The 19,777-nt window shown below is 73.3% G+C and carries 17 protein-coding genes; 6 read left to right on the top strand and 11 right to left on the bottom strand.

Annotated elements, in window-relative coordinates; genetic code table 11:
• Positions 1 to 39: 39 nt before the first annotated feature.
• The 3 genes from ACFYM0_RS17660 to ACFYM0_RS17650 all read right to left on the bottom strand — a co-directional run bounded on the left by ACFYM0_RS17660 (position 40) and on the right by ACFYM0_RS17650 (position 2,474).
• A complete protein-coding gene (locus ACFYM0_RS17660) occupies positions 40 to 432 on the bottom strand; it encodes a nucleotide pyrophosphohydrolase (RefSeq protein ID WP_388502075.1) in 393 nt (130 codons plus the stop codon).
• Positions 425 to 1,546 carry an ATP-binding protein gene (locus ACFYM0_RS17655; RefSeq protein WP_388502072.1) on the bottom strand — a complete coding sequence of 374 codons (1,122 nt, stop codon included), beginning with the start codon at positions 1,544 to 1,546 and terminating at the stop codon, positions 425 to 427. Before ACFYM0_RS17655 ends, ACFYM0_RS17660 begins: the two co-directional genes overlap by 8 nt.
• 532 nt (positions 1,547 to 2,078) lie before the next feature.
• The gene (locus ACFYM0_RS17650) at positions 2,079 to 2,474 is read right to left on the bottom strand and encodes a cell division protein SepF (RefSeq protein ID WP_250742110.1); all 396 of its coding nucleotides are present in this window, start codon (positions 2,472 to 2,474) and stop codon (positions 2,079 to 2,081) included.
• Positions 2,475 to 2,665: 191 nt separating this feature from the next.
• Between ACFYM0_RS17650 and ACFYM0_RS17645 the strand changes: the two genes are divergently transcribed.
• Together ACFYM0_RS17645 and ACFYM0_RS17640 are read left to right on the top strand one after the other, a co-directional pair.
• Entirely contained in the window at positions 2,666 to 3,400 is a 735-nt protein-coding gene (locus tag ACFYM0_RS17645) for a DUF2470 domain-containing protein (RefSeq protein ID WP_388502070.1), read from the top strand.
• A 110-nt stretch (positions 3,401 to 3,510) separates the two neighbouring features.
• The gene (locus ACFYM0_RS17640) at positions 3,511 to 4,431 is read left to right on the top strand and encodes an NADP-dependent oxidoreductase (protein ID WP_388502068.1); all 921 of its coding nucleotides are present in this window, start codon (positions 3,511 to 3,513) and stop codon (positions 4,429 to 4,431) included.
• 79 nt (positions 4,432 to 4,510) lie between these two features.
• Here the strand turns inward: ACFYM0_RS17640 and ACFYM0_RS17635 are convergent, their stop codons facing one another.
• The 8 genes from ACFYM0_RS17635 to ACFYM0_RS17600 all read right to left on the bottom strand — a co-directional run bounded on the left by ACFYM0_RS17635 (position 4,511) and on the right by ACFYM0_RS17600 (position 12,406).
• The gene (locus ACFYM0_RS17635) at positions 4,511 to 4,879 is read right to left on the bottom strand and encodes a 4Fe-4S binding protein (protein WP_385375065.1); all 369 of its coding nucleotides are present in this window, start codon (positions 4,877 to 4,879) and stop codon (positions 4,511 to 4,513) included.
• On the bottom strand, positions 4,876 to 6,459 hold the full coding sequence (locus tag ACFYM0_RS17630) for an FAD-dependent oxidoreductase (RefSeq protein ID WP_388502066.1): 1,584 nt from the start codon (positions 6,457 to 6,459) through the stop codon (positions 4,876 to 4,878). Before ACFYM0_RS17630 ends, ACFYM0_RS17635 begins: the two co-directional genes overlap by 4 nt.
• A complete protein-coding gene (locus ACFYM0_RS17625) occupies positions 6,456 to 7,805 on the bottom strand; it encodes an LLM class flavin-dependent oxidoreductase (protein WP_388502064.1) in 1,350 nt (449 codons plus the stop codon). Before ACFYM0_RS17625 ends, ACFYM0_RS17630 begins: the two co-directional genes overlap by 4 nt.
• Before the next feature lie 162 nt (positions 7,806 to 7,967).
• A complete protein-coding gene (locus ACFYM0_RS17620; protein ID WP_388502061.1) occupies positions 7,968 to 8,915 on the bottom strand; it encodes an ABC transporter permease in 948 nt (315 codons plus the stop codon).
• On the bottom strand, positions 8,912 to 9,727 hold the full coding sequence (locus ACFYM0_RS17615; RefSeq protein ID WP_388502058.1) for an ABC transporter ATP-binding protein: 816 nt from the start codon (positions 9,725 to 9,727) through the stop codon (positions 8,912 to 8,914). Before ACFYM0_RS17615 ends, ACFYM0_RS17620 begins: the two co-directional genes overlap by 4 nt.
• A gap of 8 nt (positions 9,728 to 9,735) precedes the next feature.
• A complete protein-coding gene (locus ACFYM0_RS17610) occupies positions 9,736 to 10,767 on the bottom strand; it encodes an ABC transporter substrate-binding protein (RefSeq protein ID WP_388502056.1) in 1,032 nt (343 codons plus the stop codon).
• A gap of 71 nt (positions 10,768 to 10,838) precedes the next feature.
• Complete coding sequence (ssuE, locus tag ACFYM0_RS17605; protein ID WP_388502053.1) at positions 10,839 to 11,396, bottom strand: NADPH-dependent FMN reductase; 558 nt, start codon at positions 11,394 to 11,396, stop codon at positions 10,839 to 10,841.
• Positions 11,397 to 11,467: 71 nt separating this feature from the next.
• Positions 11,468 to 12,406: a TauD/TfdA dioxygenase family protein gene (locus ACFYM0_RS17600; protein ID WP_388502051.1), complete on the bottom strand. Its 939-nt coding sequence runs from the start codon at positions 12,404 to 12,406 to the stop codon at positions 11,468 to 11,470.
• A gap of 1,040 nt (positions 12,407 to 13,446) precedes the next feature.
• Here ACFYM0_RS17600 and ACFYM0_RS17595 point away from each other — a divergent pair.
• The 4 genes from ACFYM0_RS17595 to meaB all read left to right on the top strand — a co-directional run bounded on the left by ACFYM0_RS17595 (position 13,447) and on the right by meaB (position 19,758).
• The gene (locus tag ACFYM0_RS17595; protein ID WP_388502048.1) at positions 13,447 to 14,658 is read left to right on the top strand and encodes an ROK family protein; all 1,212 of its coding nucleotides are present in this window, start codon (positions 13,447 to 13,449) and stop codon (positions 14,656 to 14,658) included.
• Between the two features lie 62 nt (positions 14,659 to 14,720).
• Positions 14,721 to 16,577 carry a methylmalonyl-CoA mutase family protein gene (locus ACFYM0_RS17590; protein ID WP_388502045.1) on the top strand — a complete coding sequence of 619 codons (1,857 nt, stop codon included), beginning with the start codon at positions 14,721 to 14,723 and terminating at the stop codon, positions 16,575 to 16,577.
• Positions 16,574 to 18,769 (top strand): methylmalonyl-CoA mutase, encoded by a 2,196-nt coding sequence (scpA, locus tag ACFYM0_RS17585; RefSeq protein WP_327255564.1) that lies wholly within the window; start codon positions 16,574 to 16,576, stop codon positions 18,767 to 18,769. The genes ACFYM0_RS17590 and scpA overlap by 4 nt, the downstream gene beginning before the upstream one ends.
• Before the next feature lie 5 nt (positions 18,770 to 18,774).
• Positions 18,775 to 19,758 carry a methylmalonyl Co-A mutase-associated GTPase MeaB gene (meaB, locus tag ACFYM0_RS17580; protein ID WP_388502042.1) on the top strand — a complete coding sequence of 328 codons (984 nt, stop codon included), beginning with the start codon at positions 18,775 to 18,777 and terminating at the stop codon, positions 19,756 to 19,758.
• Positions 19,759 to 19,777 lie beyond the last annotated feature (19 nt).

Raw genomic sequence — 19,777 nt, 5'->3', positions numbered from 1 at the left:
GGAAATTGTGGACACCGAAGATGGTTGTGGATATCGCCATCACTCCGAAGAGTGACGGTCTGCGCCGGGAGCGCCCGGGACGGGGAACCTCAGCTCGTTCCGCTCGATCTTCGCGGCGAGCGCATCCAGCACATCGACCCCGAGGACCTCACAGAACTGCAGCAGGTAGGCGAGCACGTCGGCCACCTCATCGGCCACTCTGTGTGCGGTGTCCGGCTTCTCCATGACCTTGGCGGACTGTTCCGGCGTCAGCCACTGGAAGATCTCCACCAGTTCGGCCGCCTCGACGCTCAGCGCCACCGCCAGGTTCTTGGGCGTATGGAAGGGCTCCCACCCGCGCGCCGCCGCGAACTCGGCGAGCCGTCGCTGGAGCCGGTCGATCCGCTCGCCGGCTCCCTTGTCGCCCTCGGTCACTCCACGCTCTTCAGTCATGCACCAGGTCTACCACCGAGATCCCCTCGACCCCCCGGGCGGCCGTCGCGCAGGCCTCGCCCGCCGAGGCCGCCAGCCTGACCTGCCCGCGCCCGCAGGCCAGTACGGCCAACCGCAGCAGCTCGGCGGCCTGCCGGCCGTCCAGGTCCCGGTCGAAGCCGTCGGCGAGCACCGTCAGCGCCTGGCGTGCGGACGGCAGTTCGGCCGCCGGATCCACGTCCAGGACCCCCGGACCCGTCAACAGCACCAGTGCGAGGGCCAGGAAGCGCAGCTCGCCCGCGCCCAGCCGGGCCAGCTCGGTGGCGGGCCTGCCCGGCCCCCGGTCCAGCAGGCCGGTGACCGGGCCGCCCTCGGGGGCCCGTACGTCCAGCCCGGCCACCCGCCCCGCGCAGCCGGTGCGGGCGGCCCCGGTCAGCAGCCCGTACCGGGTGCCGCACTCCAGGCGGGTCCGGCGCAGCACGTCGGCCAGGTTGGCGCAGTCGCCCAGGAGCCGCCCCTCCCCCGGCAGGACCGGCTCCCGCATCCGCTCCGGGCGGGGGTCGCAGGGGAACACCGAACGCAGTGCGACCACCACTTGCTCGGCGGCGGCCAGCACCTGCCGCTGCCCCTCGGTGGCCCCGGCCACGCGCAGCGGGAGCAGCGCGGTCCCGAGCCGGTCGTCGGGCAGCGGGGCCCTGGTGACCCCGGCGGCTCCGCCGGTCAGCCAGGCCGCCTGGACGGACCGTCGCCCGGGGTCGCGCAGTGCGGTGGCGAGGAGGACCTGTCCGCCCACCGAGAGCCGTTCGCCGACGATCCGCAGCGAGGGCTCCGCCTGGACGGCGAGGTCGAGCCGGACCGGCCCGGCGGGGCCGTCGACCGTACAGCCGATCCGGAACCCCCGGCGCCGCTCGGCGTCGGGCACCGCCCCGTCGGGGATGCGCGCGCGGGGGTCGGGGAACACCTCGTCGAGGGTGGCCCCGGCGCCCAGGGCGGCCAGCGCTCCGTAGGCTTCCAGCACCTGGGACTTGCCGCTCCCGCTCGGCCCGGCGAAGAGGGTGACGGGGCCGAGGGCGAACCGGGCCCCGCGGTGCGCCCCGTAGGCGGAGAGCCGCAACTGGGTGACGGCGGGCCGCACATGCGGGGCGCCTGCGGCGGGCGGAACCTGACCAGGGGCCTGCCCCGGTACCGAGGCCTGACCCGGGACCCGACCCGGTACCGAGGCCTGCCCCGGGGCCGAAGCCTGGGCCAGGGCCGGAACCTGGGTCGGCGCAGGCGCCGTGGCCGATACCGGAGTTGCGGCAGGAGCCGGTACCCAGCCCACGGCTAACCCCGGACCGGCAACCACGGCGGAAGCCGCGGAAGCGGCGGGCGCGGCCGCGGAAACGACAGTAGCCACAGAAGCGGCCGGCGCTGCCGCCACCGCCTCGGGTACAGCAGTAGCCGCAGAGGCGGCAGTCACCGCCGCGGGAACGGCAGTAGCCGCAGAGGCGGCGGCCGCGGGGGCGACGGGAGCGGCCCGTGTCGTCGCGGGGGTGGCGGCCGTGGGGGTGGTGGCGGGCACCGTGGGAGGGGGCGCGGGAACGGCGAGGCGCGAGGTCATGCGCGGGACGGTACGGCCCGGCGAACCCCCCGTGGGTCCGGCGAACCGTTCCGCCCGCGGGACCTTCCTACGATCGGGGGACGGCCGCGGCCGCGATCCCCTCCACCTCGGTCCCGACGGGTGCCAGCAGGAAGACGTTCCGGTCGACCCGGTGCATGCCGCTGCCGAGCCCGAAGACCACGCCGCTGCTGAAGTCCAGGATCCGCTTGGCCACTTCGCCGTCAGCGCCCGTGAGGTCCAGCAGCACCGGGATCTGCGCGATCAGGTACTCCGCCACCTCCCGCGCGTCCGCGAAGACCTGGACCCGGATCACCACGAAGCGCCGCTGCTCCGCCGCGGACGCCCCCGGAACCGTGGGGATCGTGCGGTGATCCACCCGGGAGGGCCACTCGTTGCGACTCCGCAGGGGGACCACCTGCGCGAGCCCCTCCCACTGTTCGTCGGTGACGTCGTACCTGCTCACCAGGCCGCCTCGGCCTTGCGCTTCATGTGCATCCCCCCATCCTCTCGCGTTTCACCCGTTCAGCCCAACACCGACACGAGGCAGCTGAGACACCCCGCCGAACACCCCCGTCTACCCCCCACTCGCCGAGTAGGTTAGGTTAGGCATACCTAAGTACGCGCCTCTCGCCACTCGGGACGACGGAGATCCACATGCACCTCCCCCTGCCGCTGCCGCTGCCCACCGACGCCGAGCGGGTCAGGTCCGTCTTGGCCGCCGCCCACTCCATGACCGTCGTCACCGACGGCCGGCGCACGGAGATCCGCCACCTGGACGGCACCGACCCCCTCGGCCGGCTGCACCTGCACCCCGTCGAGCCGGGCGGCCGCGCCGAACACCTCCCCGCGATCCGGATGGAGTTCACGGACATCGCGCCCACCCCCGTACGGGACCGCGTGCGCGCCCGGGTCACCCTCGTCGGCCGCCTGCTCACCCCCTACACCGACGGAGCCGACGGGGGCGACGGGGGCTCCGACTCCACCTGCGTGGAGTTCGGCCGGGCCGTCCTCGAAACCCCCGACGGCGCCCGCGCGTACGTCGGGCTCGACGAGCTGGACGCGGCCCGCCCCGACCCGCTCGCGTTCTACGAGGCCGGGATGCTCACGCACCTCCTCGACGACCACGCCGAACTGGTCACCCTCCTGCTGCGCCTGGTCCGGCCGCAGCCGGCCACGGACCCGGCGGCGGGGTCCGCCGTCCTGCGCGCGCTGCCCCTCGCGATGGACCGGTACGGAATCACCCTGCGGCTGGAGGAACGGCGCGGCCACCGCGACGTACGGATCCCCTTCCCCTCCCCGCTCGACGACGTGGAGCAGTCCGGGGCGCAGATCCAGGCCCTGTTCAGCGCGGCCCGGCGCAGCTCGCACCGCAACACCCTGCCCGCCTGAGTGTTCCTGCCCGACCGTCCCCGCCCGCGGCCTCCGCCGAGAACCGGCCATTCCGGAGCGGAGCACCGAACCCCGGAACAACGCTCCCCCGGCGGCCCGTTGGGAAGATCATGAAGGCAATCACATACACCGCATACGGAACGCCTGACGTCCTCGCCCTCACCGAGGTTCCGGAGCCCAAGGTCGGTCCGGGCGAGGTCCTCGTCCGCGTCAGGGCCGCCGGGGTGAACCCGGTGGACTGGAAGCTCGCGGCCGGATACCTCGACCCGATCCTCGAGGTCCGCTACCCGGTCATACCCGGCTGGGACGTCGCGGGCGTCGTCGAGGCGGTCGGCGAGGACACCTTCGACTACGCCGTCGGCGACGAGGTGTACGGCTACGTCCGCAAGGAGTGGGTCGAGCTGGGCACTTACGCCGAGCTGGTCTCCGCGCCCGTCCGCACCCTCGCCCGCAAGCCGCGCGAGCTGACCTTCGAGCAGGCCGCCGGCGTCCCGCTGGCCGGGCTCACCGCCTACCAGTCGCTGACCCGCGTGGGTCTCAAGGCCGGCGAGACCGTGCTCATCCACTCCGCCGCCGGCGGCACCGGCTCCCTCGGCGTGCAGATCGCCGTCGCGCTCGGCCTGCGCGTCATCGGCACGGCCGGCGCACACAACCACGACTACCTGCGCTCCCTGGGCGCCGAACCGGTCCTTTACGGCGAGGGCTTCGCCGACCGGGTCCGCGAGCTGGCGCCCGAAGGGGTGGACGCCGCACTGGACTTCTTCGGCGACGACGTCGTCCCGGCGCTCCAGTCCCTGGTCAAGGAGCGGCACCGGGTGGTGTCCATCGCCGACTACACCGCGGCCGCCCAGGGCGCGCACCAGCTGTGGGTCCGCCCGGACACCGCCGACCTGACCTTCCTCGCCGAGCTCGCGGACGAGGGCCGGCTCACCGTCGACGTGCAGCACGCGCTGCCGCTCGCCGAAGCGGCGAAGGCCTGGGAGCTGAGCGCCACGGGCCGCACCCGCGGCAAGATCGTCCTGACCGTGTGACCCGTGTGGCCCGTGTGGCCGTGTGACCCGTCTGACGGTCCGACCGTCAGACGGGTCAGGCGCGGGCGCGGGCCCTCGCTCAGGAGGTGATGGGCGGCGCCGCACCGCCGCCGCCCGCCGGGCCGAGGGAGGGCCCGACCGCCCGCAGGGCGCCCGGTGTCCGTCCCTCGCCCCAGCCGATCTCCCGCCGGTAGCTGCCGAGCAGACCCCGGCCGGCGAGTCCGGCCTCGTCCCGTACGGCCGGGTCCTCCGGGACCGGACGGGTCAGCGGGGACACGAACAGCGCGTCCACCGGGCAGTTGGCCTCGCACAGGAAGCAGGTCTGGCAGTCCTCCTGCCGGGCGAGCAGCGGGATCCCCTCCGGCCCCCGCTCGAAGACGTCGGTCGGGCACACCTCCACGCACTTGTCGCAAGCGATGCACCGCTCGGCCGAGACCAGTTCGATCATGCGACCAGCTCCGCCGGCCGCGTCCACACCCGGTCGAGCCCGCCGGTCACGATCCGGTGGTGCTGCGCCGGGTCCTGCCCCGGGTGGTCGAGCCGGCGGGCCATCCCGCGGCTCTCGGTGCGGGCCAGCGCGGAGGCGTACATCCAGCGGGCGTGGGCCGTCATGGCCGCCGCCTGGCGGACCTTGACCAGCCCGGCACCCTCCCCGCGCAGGGAGCCGCGCAGTTGCGCCCAGACCTCGTCGAGGGCTCCGAGCGAGCCGGTGAGCACGGAGCCTTGCCGCAGGTAGTTCTTGTCGTACGGCAGCACTTGCTCCTGGACGAGGCGTACGAGTTCCCGTGCCTCTCCGGGCCCGGCCGCGAACCCGGCGCCCCCGGTGGGCCGCAGGCCCGCCCCGCCGGCCCCGGTGACCGGCCGGAAGGCGGCACGGCCCGAGCCGAGCGAGCGGGCGTACCGGGCCGCGCCGGCCCCCGCCCAGCTGCCGGAGGACATCGCCCAGGCGGCGTTGTGGCTGCCGCCTCCGGTGAAACCTCCGCAGATCTCCTCACGGGTGGCCGCGTCCCCGGCGGCGTACAGCCCGGGGACCGAGGTGGCGCAGTCCTCCCCGGCGAGCCGGATCCCGCCGGTGCCGCGGACGGTGCCCTCGGCCAGCAGGGTCACCGAGAAGCGGTCGGTGAAGGGGTCGATGCCGAGCCGGTCGAAGGTGAGGAAGAAGTTGGGCTGCGCGAGCCGCATGGCGGCCTGCGCTGTGGCGTCGGCCCGGTCGAGGCGGGCGTAGACCTTCGCTCCGGTGAGGAGTTCGCGGGCGATGACGGAGCGGCCGCCGAGGCTGGCGGCGCCCTCCAGGACCTCGCCGTCCTCCTGGTAGAAGGTGGCGAAGGTGTAGAAGGCGGTCTTGGTGACGGAGGTGCCCTCGGGGGCGATCCCGTAGGAGTTGGAGAACTCCATGCCGGACAGTTCGGCTCCGGCCTCGGCGGCGAGCAGCGCGCCGTCCCCGGTGTTGGTGTTGGTGCCGAGCGCGCCGCTGAGGAAGGCGCAGCCCCCGGTGGCCAGGACGACGGCGCCGGCCCGGACCCGGTAGGGCTCGCCGGCCTGGCGGCGGTAGCCGGCGGCGCCCGCGGCGGCGCCGTCGGCGTCGGTCAGCAGCTCGGTGACGGGGCTGTGGTCGAGGATCCGGACCCCGGCGCGGCGGATCCGGATGCGCATCCGCCGCATGTACTCCGGCCCCTGCAGGCCGTTGCGGAGCGGCCGGCCGTCGGGACCGGTCGGGAAGGGATAGCGCCCTTCGTCCGCCAGCTCGTTCATCCGGTCGTACGTCTCGTCGAGGACCCGGGACATCCACCGCCGGTCGGCGAGGTACCCGCCGAGCCCCTCTCGGCTCGCCATGGCGGCTTCCCGGGCGGCCGGCTCCGGCGGGACGTACCAGACGCCGGTGCCGCCCGCGGCCGTCGCCCCGCTGGTGCCGCAGTAGCCCTTGTCGGCGAGGACCACGCGGGCCCCTGCCCCGGCCGCCTTGAGGGCGGCCCAGGCGGCGGCGGGGCCCCCGCCGACGACGAGCACGTCGGCGACGTGCTCGCTCACGCTCCGGCCCCGGGGGCCGCTCCGGCCGACGCGTAGCGGTTGGCGGGGCGGGCCAGCCCGTAGTTCTCCCGCAGGGTGCGGCCGGTGTACTCGGTACGGAAGAGCCCACGGCGCTGGAGGATCGGCACGACCTGGTCGACGAAGTCGGTCAGCCCGGTGGGGAGTACGGGAGCCATGATGTTGAAGCCGTCGGCGGCCCCCTGGGTGAACCACTCCTCCAACTGGTCGGCGATCTGCTCGGGCGTCCCGGCGAAGACGCGGTGGCCGCGGCCCGCGCCCAGGCGGGCGATCAGCTCGCGCAGGGTGAGGCCCTCGCGGCGGGCGAGCTCGGCGACGAGCGTGAAGCGGCTCTTGTTGCCGTTGATGTCCCGCTCCTCGGGCAGCTCGGGCAGCCCGCCGTCGAGCGGCAGCCCGCTGAGGTCCACGCCCAGCATGTTGGAGAGCTGGGCGAGACCGTACTCGGGGATCTGGAGCTCGGTGAGCTCCTGCTCCAGGGCCCTGGCCTCGGCCTCGGTGGAACCGATGACGGGTGCGATGCCGGGCAGAACGAGCAGCTCGTCCTCGGAGCGGCCGTACTTGGCGAGGCGGGACTTGAGGTCCTTGTAGAAGGTCTGCCCGTCGGCGAGGGTCTGCTGGGCGGTGAAGACGGCCTCCGCGTACTGGGCGGCGAACTCCTTGCCGTCCTCGGAGGATCCGGCCTGCACGAGCAGCGGGTGGCCCTGCGGGGAGCGGGGCACGTTGAGCGGTCCGGCGACCCCGAAGTATTCGCCGCGGTGGGCGGCGGGGTGGAGCTTGTCGGTGTCGGCGTAGATGCCGTTCTCCTTGTCGAGGACGATCGCGTCGTCCTCCCAGCTGTCCCAGAGCTTGGTGGCCACGTCGAGGAACTCGCGGGCCCGGTCGTAGCGGAGGTTGTGCTCCAGGTGCTCCTCCCGGTTGAAGTTGCGGGCCTCGTCGACGCTGCCGGAGGTGACGATGTTCCAGCCGGCGCGGCCGCCGCTGATGTGGTCGAGGGAGGCGAACTTCCGGGCGGTGTTGAAGGGCTCGTTGAAGGTGGTGGAGACGGTGGCGATGAGCCCGATGTGCTCGGTCACCGCGGCGATCGCGGAGAGCAGCGTGAGCGGCTCGAAGCCGCCGACGGCGTTGTAGCGGGCCTTGCCCCAGAGGGCGACCCCGTCGGCGAAGAAGATCGAGTCGAGCCGTCCGCGCTCGGCGGTGCGGGCCAGTTCCTGGAAGTAGCGCAGGTCGGTGATCCGCTCGGGGCTGCTGGCCGGGTGGCGCCAGGCGGCATCGTGGTGCCCGGCGTTCATGAGGAAGGCGTTGAGGTGGAGGGTCCGGGGTGCGGTCATGTCATGTCCTCGGTTGGGATCCGGGCGCGGCGGCGCCCGCGGGGGTGGTCGTGGCGGGGCGGACGCGGGGGTGGTCGTTCGTGGCGGGCCGGACGGCCGCGGGGGTGGTCGTTCGTGGCGGGCCGGACGGCCGCATCGGCCGCCGGGCGGTGGATCAGGGCCTCAGGACGGGACGCGCCACGTGCTCAGCCGGCGTTCGATCGTGACGAGGATCTGGTTGAAGGCCAGGCCGATCACGGAGATCGTGACGATGCCCGCGTACATCTGCGGGATCGCGAAGTTGAACTGCGAAGCGTTGATCAGGTACCCGAGGCCCGCCTTCGCGCCGATCATCTCGGCGGCGACCAGGACCAGGATGGAGACGGCCCCCGCCAGCCGGATGCCCGTGAAGATGACCGGCACCGACGCCGGCAGGATCACCTTCTGGAACAGCTTCGGCGTGGACAGGTCCATGGAGCGGGCCAGTTTCACCAGCGTCGGATCGGCGTTGCCCACGGCGCTGATGGTGTTCAGCAGGATCGGCCAGACGCAGGCGTAGACGACGATCGAGACCTTCGAGGTCTCCCCGATGCCCAGCAGCAGGACGAACACCGGGAGCAGCGCGAGCGCCGCCGTGTTGCGGAACACCTCCAGCAGCGGTCCGAGCAGCGCCGCCACCGGCCGGTACCAGCCGATCAGGAGCCCGAGCGGGACCGCGACGGCGACCGCGATGCCGAATCCGCCGAAGGAGCGGGCCAGGCTGGCCTTGCTGTGCTCGGCGAGCTGCCCGTTGCCCAGCAGCTCCCACCAGGCCTTGGCCACCTCGCTCACCGGCGGCAGGAACGTCGCGTCGACCAGCCCCAGCCGCGGCGCCGTCTCCCACAGGGCCAGCAGCGCGAGGATCGCCGCGGAGCGCAGCGCCACCGCCCGCAGCCCCCGCAGGACGCGCCGCGCCAGGGCCGCGGCCGGCGACGGTGCGGGGGGCCGCGCGGGGGTCCGGACCTCCGGGGGCGCGAGGTCGCGTACGGCTGTCGCCGCCACGTCCGCCGCCACGTCCGCCGCCACGTCCGCCTCGGCGTCCGCCGCCCCGTCCGCCTTCGTCTCCACCGCCGCTTCCACCGTGGTGCTCATACGGCGACCTCCTCCTTCTCCAGTTGCTGGGCGCGGGCCACCTCGTCGTGGAGCAGGGTCCAGATCTCGTGGCGGTAGCGGGCGAACTCCGGGCTGGAGCGCAGGTCTTCACCGGTCGCCCCGGTGGCCCGGTCGCCGAACGACACCGGGACGACCTGCTTGACCCGGCCGGGGCGGGAGGTGATGACGGCCACCCGCTGCCCGAGGTACACGGCCTCTTCGATGCCGTGCGTGATGAACACGACCGTCTTGCCGGTGCTCTGCCAGATCCGGCGCAGTTCGTCCTGGAGGGACTCGCGGGTCTGCGCGTCGAGCGCGGCGAACGGCTCGTCCATCAGCAGCACGTCCGGGTCGTAGGCGAGCGAGCGCGCGATGGCGACCCGCTGGCGCATGCCTCCGGACAGTTCGTGCGGGTGCCGGTCCTCGAACCCGGTGAGACCGACGAGGTTCAGGAACTCCCGGGCTTTCGCCGCGCGTTGGCGGCGCGGGACGCCGGTGGCCTCCAGGCCGAACTCGATGTTGCCCAGCGCGGTGCGCCACGGCAGCAGCGCGTACTGCTGGAAGACGATGCCCCGGTCGAGCCCCGGCCCGGTGACCGGCTTGCCGTCGAGCAGGATCCGCCCGGAGGTGGGCGGGGTCAGGCCGCCGAGCAGGTCCAGGAGGGTGGACTTGCCGCAGCCGCTGGGGCCCACGACGACCACGAACTCCCCGGACCCGATCTCCAGGTCGATCCCGTCGAGGGCGGTGAACTCGGTCTTCTTGTCCTTCGTCGGGAAGGTCTTCGTCACGGAGTCGAACACGATCTTCGCCATGGCGCCGCTCAGCCCTTCCCTTGTCCGTTGAACTCGTTGGTGTAGAGGTCGGCCGCCTTGAGCTGGCCCTTCTTGATCTCGCCGCGCCCGCCCAGCCAGTCGATCCACAGCTGGAACTCCTTGTCGGCGATCCGGCCGCCCGGCTCGGCCACTCCGTAGGAGCGCCAGAACTTCAGGGTCGAGGTGTCCTCGTTGCGGCCGCGCTTCTTGACGATCTCCGTCATCCGGGCGATGACCTCCTCGCGCGGGGTGGCGCGGGACCAGTCGATGGCCTTGCCCACGCCCGTGGTGAAGGTGCGGACGGTGTCCGGGTTCTCCTTGATGAACTTCTGCGTCATCACGTACGAGCCGGCGCTGAACGCGCCGAGCAGTTCGAAGTCCTTGAACAGCGGCCGGATGCCACCCGCGGCCAAAGCCTTGTCGCGCAGCACGCCGCTGAGGACGCCGACCTCGATCTGCTTCTGTCTCAGCGCCTGCTCGGTGTTGACCGGGGGCACGACGAGCGACTCGACCTTCGCGGCCTCCGCCTTGGGTACGCCGTTTCGCTCCAGGTAGATGTCGAGCAGGGCCTGGGCGTGGGCGCCCAGGGTGTTCATGCCGACCTTCTTGCCGATCAGGTCGCGGGCGGAGCGGATCGGGCTGTCCTCCAGGACGTAGTAGCCGAGGTAACTGTCCTTGTCAGAACCGTAGTAGGAGGTGACGGCCTTGATCTGGGCCTTGCTCGCCGCGAGTTTGACGATCGCACCGTTGAAGGCGCCGCCGAAGTGGGTCTGGCCGGTGGCCGCGGACTGGATGTCCTGGGGGCCGCTGATGGTGTTGCCGACCCAGTCCAGGGTCACGTCGCCGAGGTAGCCGAGGTCGGCGGCGAGCTCGGGCAGGGTGACCGCGCCGACGTTGCCCTGGTACTTCAGGGAGGTGACCTGTCCACCGCGGGCGCCGGTGGCGGTCGCCGTCCCGCAGCTCACCGCGGCCGCCGAGATGCCGAGCAGGGTGAGGAACTGGCGTCGGGAGGTACGGGTGGAGGTGAAAGCTGCGGACATCGCGATTCCTTGTCGATCCGGGTCGGGCGGGTCGGGCGGTCAGGGAGGGTGGGGCGGTTTCCGTACGGAGATCAGCGCGCGGTGGCGAGCGCGGCGGCCTGAGCCGCGCGCAGCGCCTCGGCGAACTCGTCGACGGCCTGGTACAGGTCCAGCTCCGCCTCCGCGCGCAGCCGGTCCGGGCCGGCCCCGCGCTCGACGGAGGAGTCCAGGACGAAGCGGCCGGCGGTGACGTGCCGGGCGCCGAGCGCCGCGAGGACCGGGCGCAGGGCGTAGTCGATGGTCAGGACGTGGGCGAGGCTGCCGCCGGTGGCCAGCGGGAAAACCGTCTTCCCGGCCAGCCCGTCCTGCGGGAGCAGATCGAGGAAGGCCTTGAGGAGACCGGTGTACGAGGCCTTGTAGACGGGCGTCGCGATGACGATCCCGTCGGCTTCGGCGACGGCTTCGAGGGCCCGGCGGATCTCCGGCTCGCCGCGGCGTGCGGCGAGCAGATCGGCGGCGGGAAGCTCCCGGACGGCGAGCTGCGCGGTCTCGAACCCGGCGTGGTTCAGGCGGCGCAGCACGTGGTCGGCGACCACGTCGGTACGGGAGTGGACGGACGGACTGCCGGTGAGGGCGAGCAGCTTGGGCACGGAGCGCTCCTTGGCTGACGAGGGCGGGGCGAGCGGGGCGGGGCGTTCGGGGTCTGTTCGCGTCTGTCGGCTCAGACCTCGGAGGTGGAGGCGCCGGAGGCGATGCCGAAGGCCGGGTCCGGTACGGCCTCCGGGCTGATCAGCCGGGACGCGACCCCGTCGGGCCCGACCGGGACGTCGCCGTCGACCGTCACGCGGCGCAGGGTGCGCTCGTGGTCGTCCGAGTCGTCGACGCCGTAGTGCTGGGTGGCGCGGTTGTCCCAGATCGCGACGTCACCGGCCTGCCACTGCCAGCGGACGGTGTTCTCGGGGAGCTCGATGTGGGCCTGGAAGAGGTCCTGCAGGAGGCGCGAGTCGCGGCCGGTGAGCCCGTTGATCCGCTGGACGAAGTTGCCGAGCAGCAGGGTGCGTTCGCCGGTCTCGGGGTGGACCCGGACCACCGGGTGCTCGGTGAGGAACTTGGTCGAGGTGAACACCTCGCGGTACTGGGCGAGCGCCTCGGGAAGGGCGTCGGGCTTCAGGGCCGCGTAGTCGTACTCGTTGGAGTGCACGGCGCGCAGGCTGTCCGCGAGGACGCGCAGCGGCTCGGGCAGGCCGGCGTAGGCGGTGGCCGTGTTGGCCCACAGGGTGTTGCCGCCGTACGGCGGGATGGTGACGGCGCGGAGGATGGAGAAGGCGGGGTAGGCGGGGACGAAGGTGACGTCCGTGTGCCACTGGTTGGCGCGGGCTCCGTGGTGGGAGTCGATGCCGAGCGCGTAACGCCCGTCGGCGGAGGGCACGGTGGGGTGCGCGACGGGCGCACCGAGCAGCTGGGCGAAGGCCTCGTGCCCGTCCTCGTCGAGGTGGCCCTGACCGCGGAAGAAGACGACCTTGTGGGCGAGCAGCGCGGCCCGGATGCCGGCGACGGCCTCGGCTTCGAGTTCGCCGCCGAGCCGGACCCCACCGATCTCGGCGCCTATGCGGCCGCCGATCTTGGTCACGGTGAGGTCGGTGCGGGTGGCAGTGGACATGAGAGGCTCCTTGTTTATTTCCGCAGAGGAAGAAATGAGGGAAGCGAGGACGACGGAGATCCGGCCGGGGAGACGGACCACGGGCGGACCACGGACGGACGGACGGCGGGCGGACGGGAGGGGCGTGGACCGGCGGCCGGCCGCGGGATCGGCGAGCCACCAGGTCCGACGGGCGGACGGCTGGACGGGGCGGGGGCCGGCCTGCGGCCGGATCAGGCGGGCCGCGACGGTCCGGCCGGGTTCGACGGGTGGAGACCGGCGGGAGCCTGCCGGCGGCAAGGTTCGACGGATGGAGACCGGCGGGCGACAAGGTTCGACAGGCAGCCGCCGACCGGCGAAGGCGCTGAGCGGGCGCCGCTCGGAGACGATCGGCCCGAACCCGCGGAGCCCCCGCCCCCATCCACCGGAGTGAGTCGGCGCGAGCCCCACGCACACCCCGGATGACGGGGCACGAACGCCCAGCCGCTCGGGACCGGGAGGCTCAAGTGCTCCAGAGGCTCGGAGGCTCAGAGGCGCTCAGGAACAGTGCGGGGCCGTACAGCGGCGGCCCTGACACTCGCCCGGCGCGGTACGGCAACCGGGGGTGTGGAGCCGCGGGGCGAGGAACTCGGTCGCGGTCATGTCCCGGAGACTGCCAGCGCCCCCACGCACGGTCAACCCCGCCGGACACCCCCCGCCCTCACCCCCAGCCTCCGACCCACACCCCCCACGACCTGCCCTTTCATCGTTTTCCGCCACTCCCGGAACGGCCGAAACCCGTGGCCTGATTTCACGCCCCCGCAACGCACCCGCCACGCAGCCCGCCGGCATGTGAAGCGCGGGGCACGGGGGCGGAGCCCCACAGCGGCGCCACAGGCAATCCAGCCCCGCCGCCGTTTGGAGCGCGCGGCCCGGGGCGGAGCCCCGGGAGCGGCGCCGCACGACGGAGAGGGGCCGGCCCCGGGGGCCCCGCGCCGCAGGGCGTGACCCCGTCCCGTTCCCGCCGAGCGCAGCGACACGGCATGATCGGGACCACACCCCACCCCCCGAGGAGCCCGCCCGTGCCTCCCACCCCCGGTGACGGCCGGGCCGCCGCCAACGCCGCCGCCGTGCTCCGTACCGTCCTGAGCCACGGCCCCCTCGCCCGGAGCGACATCCCGAAGCTCTGCGGTCTCAGCCCGGCCGCCGTGTCCCGGCAGACCACGGCCCTGCTCCGCGCCGGCCTGCTGCACGAGCGCCCCGGGCCGGAGGAGCCGCCCGCGCCGATCGGCCACGCCGGAGTCGGCCCGGGCCCCGGCCGCCCCCGCATCCCCCTGGACCTGCACACCGGCCCCCTCGGCGGCCCCCTCGCCGCGGGCCTGCACATCGGCGTGCCCGCCTCCACCTTCAGCCTCGTGGACCTCCGCGGCCGCGTCCTGGCCCGCCGGGCCCTGCCGCACGCGGGCCGCTCCCCCGGCCGTCTCCCCGCCGTCATCGCCACCGAACTCGGCCGGTTCCTGCGGGAGTCCAACCCCGCCGGCCGCCCCCTGCTCGGTCTCGGCGCGGCCCTCGGCGGCTGGGTCCGCCCCTCCGACGGCACCGTCGTGCGCCACGACGCCCTCGGCTGGCGGGAGCTGCCCCTCGGCGCCGAGCTCTCCGACCGCCTCGGCCTGCCCGTCTCCGTGGACAACCACGCCCGCGCCATCGCCCACGCCGAGATCCTCTTCGGCCGCCCGGAGGCCCGCTCCAGCCTCCTCCACCTCTTCATCGGCAACGTCGTCGACGCCGCCTTCGGCATCGAGGGCACCGTGCACCAGGGCCCGGGAGCCGCCGCCGGGGACGTCGCGCACCTCCCGGTGCCCGGTTCGCGGACCCCCTGCGCGTGCGGCCGTACGGGCTGTCTCCAGGCGAGCGCCTCCGACGGGGTCCTCGGCGCCGAGGCCGTGCGCCTCGGCATCGTCCCGGAAACCGCCGACAACGCGGTCAGCCTCCTGGTCGACGCCGCCGCCACCGGCGACCCGCGCGCCGACCGGCTGCTGCGCGAACGCGCCCGTACGGTCGGCCGGGCCGCGGCCCTGCTCCTCGACGTGTTCAACCCGGCCGTCATGGTGGTCGCCGAGCTGGCCAGCATCCTCCACGACGGCTACCTCGACGAGATCCGCGACGCGGCCGGCGACCGGGACCGCTACGGGCGGCGGATCGTCGCTCCGCACGCGGGTCCCGCCGTACTCCCGGTAGCCTCCGCGACCGTCCTGCTCGCCCCGCTCTTCCGTGACCCCTCCCGACTCACATGAGAGGGGGAGATCACATCCGGTGGTTCTAGGTCGTTGACAGGTACCCCCCTAACATTCGAGCCATGACGGTCCTGCCTGATGACGGGCTCTCCTTGGCCGCCGAATTCCCTGACGCGACGCATGAGCAGTGGCAGCGCCTGGTAGAGGGCGTGCTGCGCAAGTCGGGCAAGGAAGTTTCCGGCGAGGCAGCGGAAGACGCGTTGTCCACGAAGCTTGAAGACGGGCTCACCACCCGCCCGCTGTACAGCGCGCCCGAAACCGCGCCGGACACCGGTTTCCCGGGGTTTCCGCCGTTCGTACGAGGTGGCCGCCCCGAGGGCAGCGCCGCCTCGGGCTGGGACGTGCGCCAGCGGATCGCGGGCACCGACCCCGTACGGGTGAACGACGCGGCCCTGGCCGACCTGGAGAACGGCACCACCTCGCTGTGGCTGGCCGTCGGCGACGCCGGCCTTCCCGCCGAGGGCCTGGGCCGTGCGCTGGAGGGGGTCTACCTCGACCTCGCGCCCGTCTCCCTGGACCCCGGCGCCCAGTACGCGGAGGCCGCCCGGGCCCTGCTCGCGCTGTACGCCGAGCGCGCGGTGGCCCCCGAGGCCGCCCACGCCTCCCTGGGCGCCGACCCGCTGGGCCACGAGGCCCGCACGGGCGAGGCCCTGGACCTGACGGAGGCCGCCGCGCTCGCCGCGGAGACGGCCGCCTGGCCCCACGTGCGCGCCCTGACCGTCGACGCCCTGCCGTACCACGAGGCCGGCGGCAGCGCCGCCGAGGAGCTGGGGCTCTCCCTGGCCACCGGGGTCGCCTACCTGCGCGCCCTCACCGAAGCCGGGCTGACCACCGAAGCGGCCTTCGGCGAGCTGGAGTTCCGCTACGCGGCCACCGCCGACCAGTTCCTGACCATCGCCAAACTGCGCGCCGCCCGCCGCCTGTGGGCCCGGATCGCCGAGGCCTGCGGGACCCCGGGGGCCGGCGCCCAGCGCCAGCACGCCGTGACCTCGCCGGTGATGATGACCCGCCGCGACCCGTGGGTGAACATGCTGCGCACCACCGTCGCCTGCATGGCGGCGGGCGTGGGCGGCGCCGACGCCGTCACCGTGCTCCCGTTCGACCAGGAGCTCGGCCTGCCCGACGCGTTCGCCCGCCGCATCTCCCGCAACACCTCCACGATCCTGCTGGAGGAGTCCCACCTGGCCCGGGTGATCGACCCGGCGGGCGGCTCGTACTACGTCGAGCAGCTCACCGACGAACTCGCCCACGCCGCCTGGGAGTTCTTCCAGACCGTCGAGAAGGCGGGCGGCCAGGCCGCCGCGCTGCGCTCCGGCCTGGTCGCCGAACGCCTCGCCGCCACCTGGGCCGCGCGCTCGAAGAAGCTGGCCACCCGGCGCGAACCCGTCACCGGAGTCAGCGAGTTCCCGCACCTGTCCGAGAAGCCGGTCGTACGGGAACCCGCGCCGGCCCCGCTCACCGGCGGATTGCCGCGCGTGCGGCGCGATGAGGCGTACGAGGCCCTGCGCGCCCGCAGCGACGTACACCTGGCGGCGACCGGCGCCCGGCCGACCGTCTTCCTGGCGGCCCTGGGCCCGGCGGCCGCGCACACGGCCCGCGCCACCTTCGCCTCCAACCTGTTCCAGGCGGGCGGCATCACCCCGGTCCACGACCCGGTGTCGGTGACCCCGGAGACCGCCGCGGCGGCCTACGCGGCGAGCGGGGCCGACGGCATGGCCGTGCTGTGCTCCAGCGACGCGCTGTACGAGGAGCAGGCCGAGGCGGTGGCCGCGGCCCTGCGCTCGGCGGGCGCGACGACCGTGTTCCTCGCGGGCAGGCCCGGCACCGCCGCGGCGGCCGTGGACGAGTACGTCTTCGCCGGCTGCGACGCGATCGCCGTGCTGTCCTCCGTACTCGACCGGATGGGAGTCGCGTCTTGAGCATCCCCGATTTCTCCGAACTCGCGCTGAACGGCGCGGCCCCGGCCGCCGGGTCCGAGGACCAGTGGCGGACCGCGCTGAAGGAGTCCACCGGCTCGGGAGCCGCCGAGCTGCTGTGGGAGACCCCCGAGGGCATCGGCGTACAGCCCCTGTACACGGGCCGCGACCTGGAGGGCCTGGACTTCCTGCACACCTACCCGGGTGTGGCTCCGTACCTGCGCGGCCCGTACCCGACGATGTACGTCAACCAGCCCTGGACGATCCGGCAGTACGCGGGCTTCTCCACGGCCGAGGAGTCCAACGCCTTCTACCGGCGCAACCTGGCCTCCGGCCAGAAGGGCCTGTCGATCGCCTTCGACCTGCCCACGCACCGCGGCTACGACAGCGACCACCCGCGGGTGACGGGCGACGTCGGCATGGCGGGCGTGGCGATCGACTCGATCTACGACATGCGCCAGCTCTTCGACGGCATCCCGCTGGACAAGATGACGGTGTCGATGACGATGAACGGCGCCGTGCTGCCGGTCCTCGCCCTCTACATCGTGGCGGCCGAGGAGCAGGGCGTCTCGCCCGACAAGCTCGCCGGGACCATCCAGAACGACATCCTCAAAGAGTTCATGGTCCGCAACACCTACATCTATCCGCCGAAGCCCTCGATGCGGATCATCTCCGACATCTTCGCCTTCACCTCGCAGAAGATGCCCCGCTACAACTCCATCTCGATCTCCGGATACCACATCCAGGAGGCCGGAGCCACGGCCGACCTCGAGCTCGCCTACACCCTCGCGGACGGCGTGGAGTACCTGCGGGCCGGGCAGGCCGTCGGCCTGGACGTGGACGCCTTCGCGCCGCGCCTGTCGTTCTTCTGGGCGATCGGCATGAACTTCTTCATGGAGGTGGCGAAGCTGCGCGCGGCCCGTCTCCTGTGGGCGCGCCTGGTCAAGCAGTTCGACCCGAAGAACGCCAAGTCCCTGTCACTGCGCACCCATTCGCAGACCTCGGGCTGGTCCCTCACGGCGCAGGACGTCTTCAACAACGTCACCCGCACCTGCATCGAGGCGATGGCGGCCACCCAGGGCCACACGCAGTCGCTGCACACCAACGCGCTGGACGAGGCCCTGGCCCTGCCCACCGACTTCTCGGCGCGCATCGCCCGCAACACCCAGCTCCTCCTCCAGCAGGAGTCGGGCACCTGCCGCTCCATCGACCCCTGGGGCGGCAGCGCGTACGTCGAGAAGCTGACGTACGACCTGGCCCGCCGGGCCTGGCAGCACATCCAGGAGGTCGAGGCGGCCGGCGGCATGGCGCAGGCCATCGACGCGGGCATCCCCAAGCTCCGCGTGGAGGAGGCCGCGGCCCGCACGCAGGCCCGCATCGACTCGGGCCGTCAGCCGGTGATCGGCGTCAACAAGTACCGGGTGGCGACGGACGAGCAGATCGACGTCCTCAAGGTCGACAACTCCTCGGTCCGCGCCCAGCAGATCGCCAAGCTCCGGCGGCTGCGCGAGGAGCGCGACGAGGCGGTCACCCAGGACACCCTGCGGGCGCTGACGAACGCGGCGGAGCGCGGGGACGGCAACCTCCTCGCGCTGGCGGTGGACGCGGCGCGCGCGAAGGCCACGGTGGGTGAGATCTCGGACGCCCTGGAGAAGGTGTACGGGCGGCACGCGAGCCAGATCCGTACGATCTCGGGTGTGTACCGAACCGAGGCAGGCGAGTCCCCGTCCCTGGAGCGCACCCGTGCGCTCGTCGACCGGTTCGAGGAGGCGGAGGGCCGCCGTCCGCGCATCCTGGTCTGCAAGATGGGCCAGGACGGGCACGACCGCGGCCAGAAGGTGATCGCCACCGCCTTCGCCGACCTGGGCTTCGACGTGGACGTCGGCCCGCTGTTCCAGACCCCCGAGGAAGTGGCCCGTCAGGCCGTCGAGGCCGACGTGCACGTGGTCGGCGTCTCCTCCCTCGCGGCCGGCCACCTGACCCTCGTACCGGCGCTGCGCGAGGCCCTCGCCTCGGAGGGCCGCGAGGACATCATGATCGTCGTGGGCGGGGTCATCCCTCCCGCGGACGTCCCCACCCTCCTCGAGATGGGGGCCACGGCGGTGTTCCCGCCCGGCACGGTCATCCCGGACGCGGCGCACGACCTGGTGACGCGGCTCGCCGCGGACCTGGGCCACGAGCCGCACGAGCTGTAGGCGCCGTGCCCCGGATCGACATCACCGCCTACACGAAGGGCGTACTCGACGGGAAGCGCGCGTTCATCGCGCGCGCGATCACCCTCGTCGAGTCCACCCTGCCCGCGCACCGGTCCCTGGCCCAGGAGCTGTTGACCGAGCTCCTCCCCCACTCGGGGCGGGCCCGGCGCATCGGCATCAGCGGTGTGCCGGGCGTGGGGAAATCCACCTTCATCGACGCCTTCGGCACGATGCTGACGGGACTCGGCCACAAGGTGGCGGTCCTGGCCGTCGACCCCTCCTCCACCCGTACGGGCGGCTCCATCCTGGGCGACAAGACCCGGATGGAGCGCCTCTCCGTGGACCCCGCGGCCTTCGTCCGCCCGTCCCCGTCGGCGGGGACGCTGGGCGGGGTGGCGAAGGCCACCCGGGAATCGATCATCGTGATGGAGGCCGCCGGCTACGACGTGGTCCTCGTGGAAACGGTGGGCGTGGGCCAGTCCGAAACCACGGTCGCCGGAATGGTCGACTCCTTCCTCCTCCTCTCCCTCGCCCGCACGGGCGACGGCCTGCAGGGCATCAAGAAGGGCGTCCTGGAACTGGCCGACGTCCTGGCCGTCAACAAGGCGGACGGCCCGCACGAGCGCGATGCGAAGGCCGCGGCACGCGAACTGTCCAGCGCGCTGCGCCTGATGCACCCGGCCGACGCGGCGTGGACTCCACCGGTCCTGACGTGCAGCGCCCGGGAATCCACGGGCCTGGAGGAGGTCTGGAACCGCCTGGAACAGCACCGCGTGCTCCTGGAAGCGGGCGGCCGCCTGGCGTCGAAGCGCGCGGCCCAACAGGTGGAGTGGACCTGGTCGATGGTCCGCGACGAACTCCTGGAACGCCTCCGCTCGAACCCGGCGGTACGGGACCTGGCCCCGGCCCTGGAATCAGAGGTCCGCGCGGGCACCTTGACCCCCACCCTGGCTGCGGACCACTTGCTGTCGGCCTTCACCGACTCCTGAGGGGTCGGGGCCGGTCCCC

The sequence above is a fragment of the Streptomyces sp. NPDC006487 genome, from assembly GCF_042870555.1.
Classification (GTDB): Bacteria; Actinomycetota; Actinomycetes; order Streptomycetales; family Streptomycetaceae; genus Streptomyces.
The sequence above is the reverse complement of the archived record's forward strand: the minus strand, read 5'-3'. Positions and strand labels throughout refer to the sequence as shown.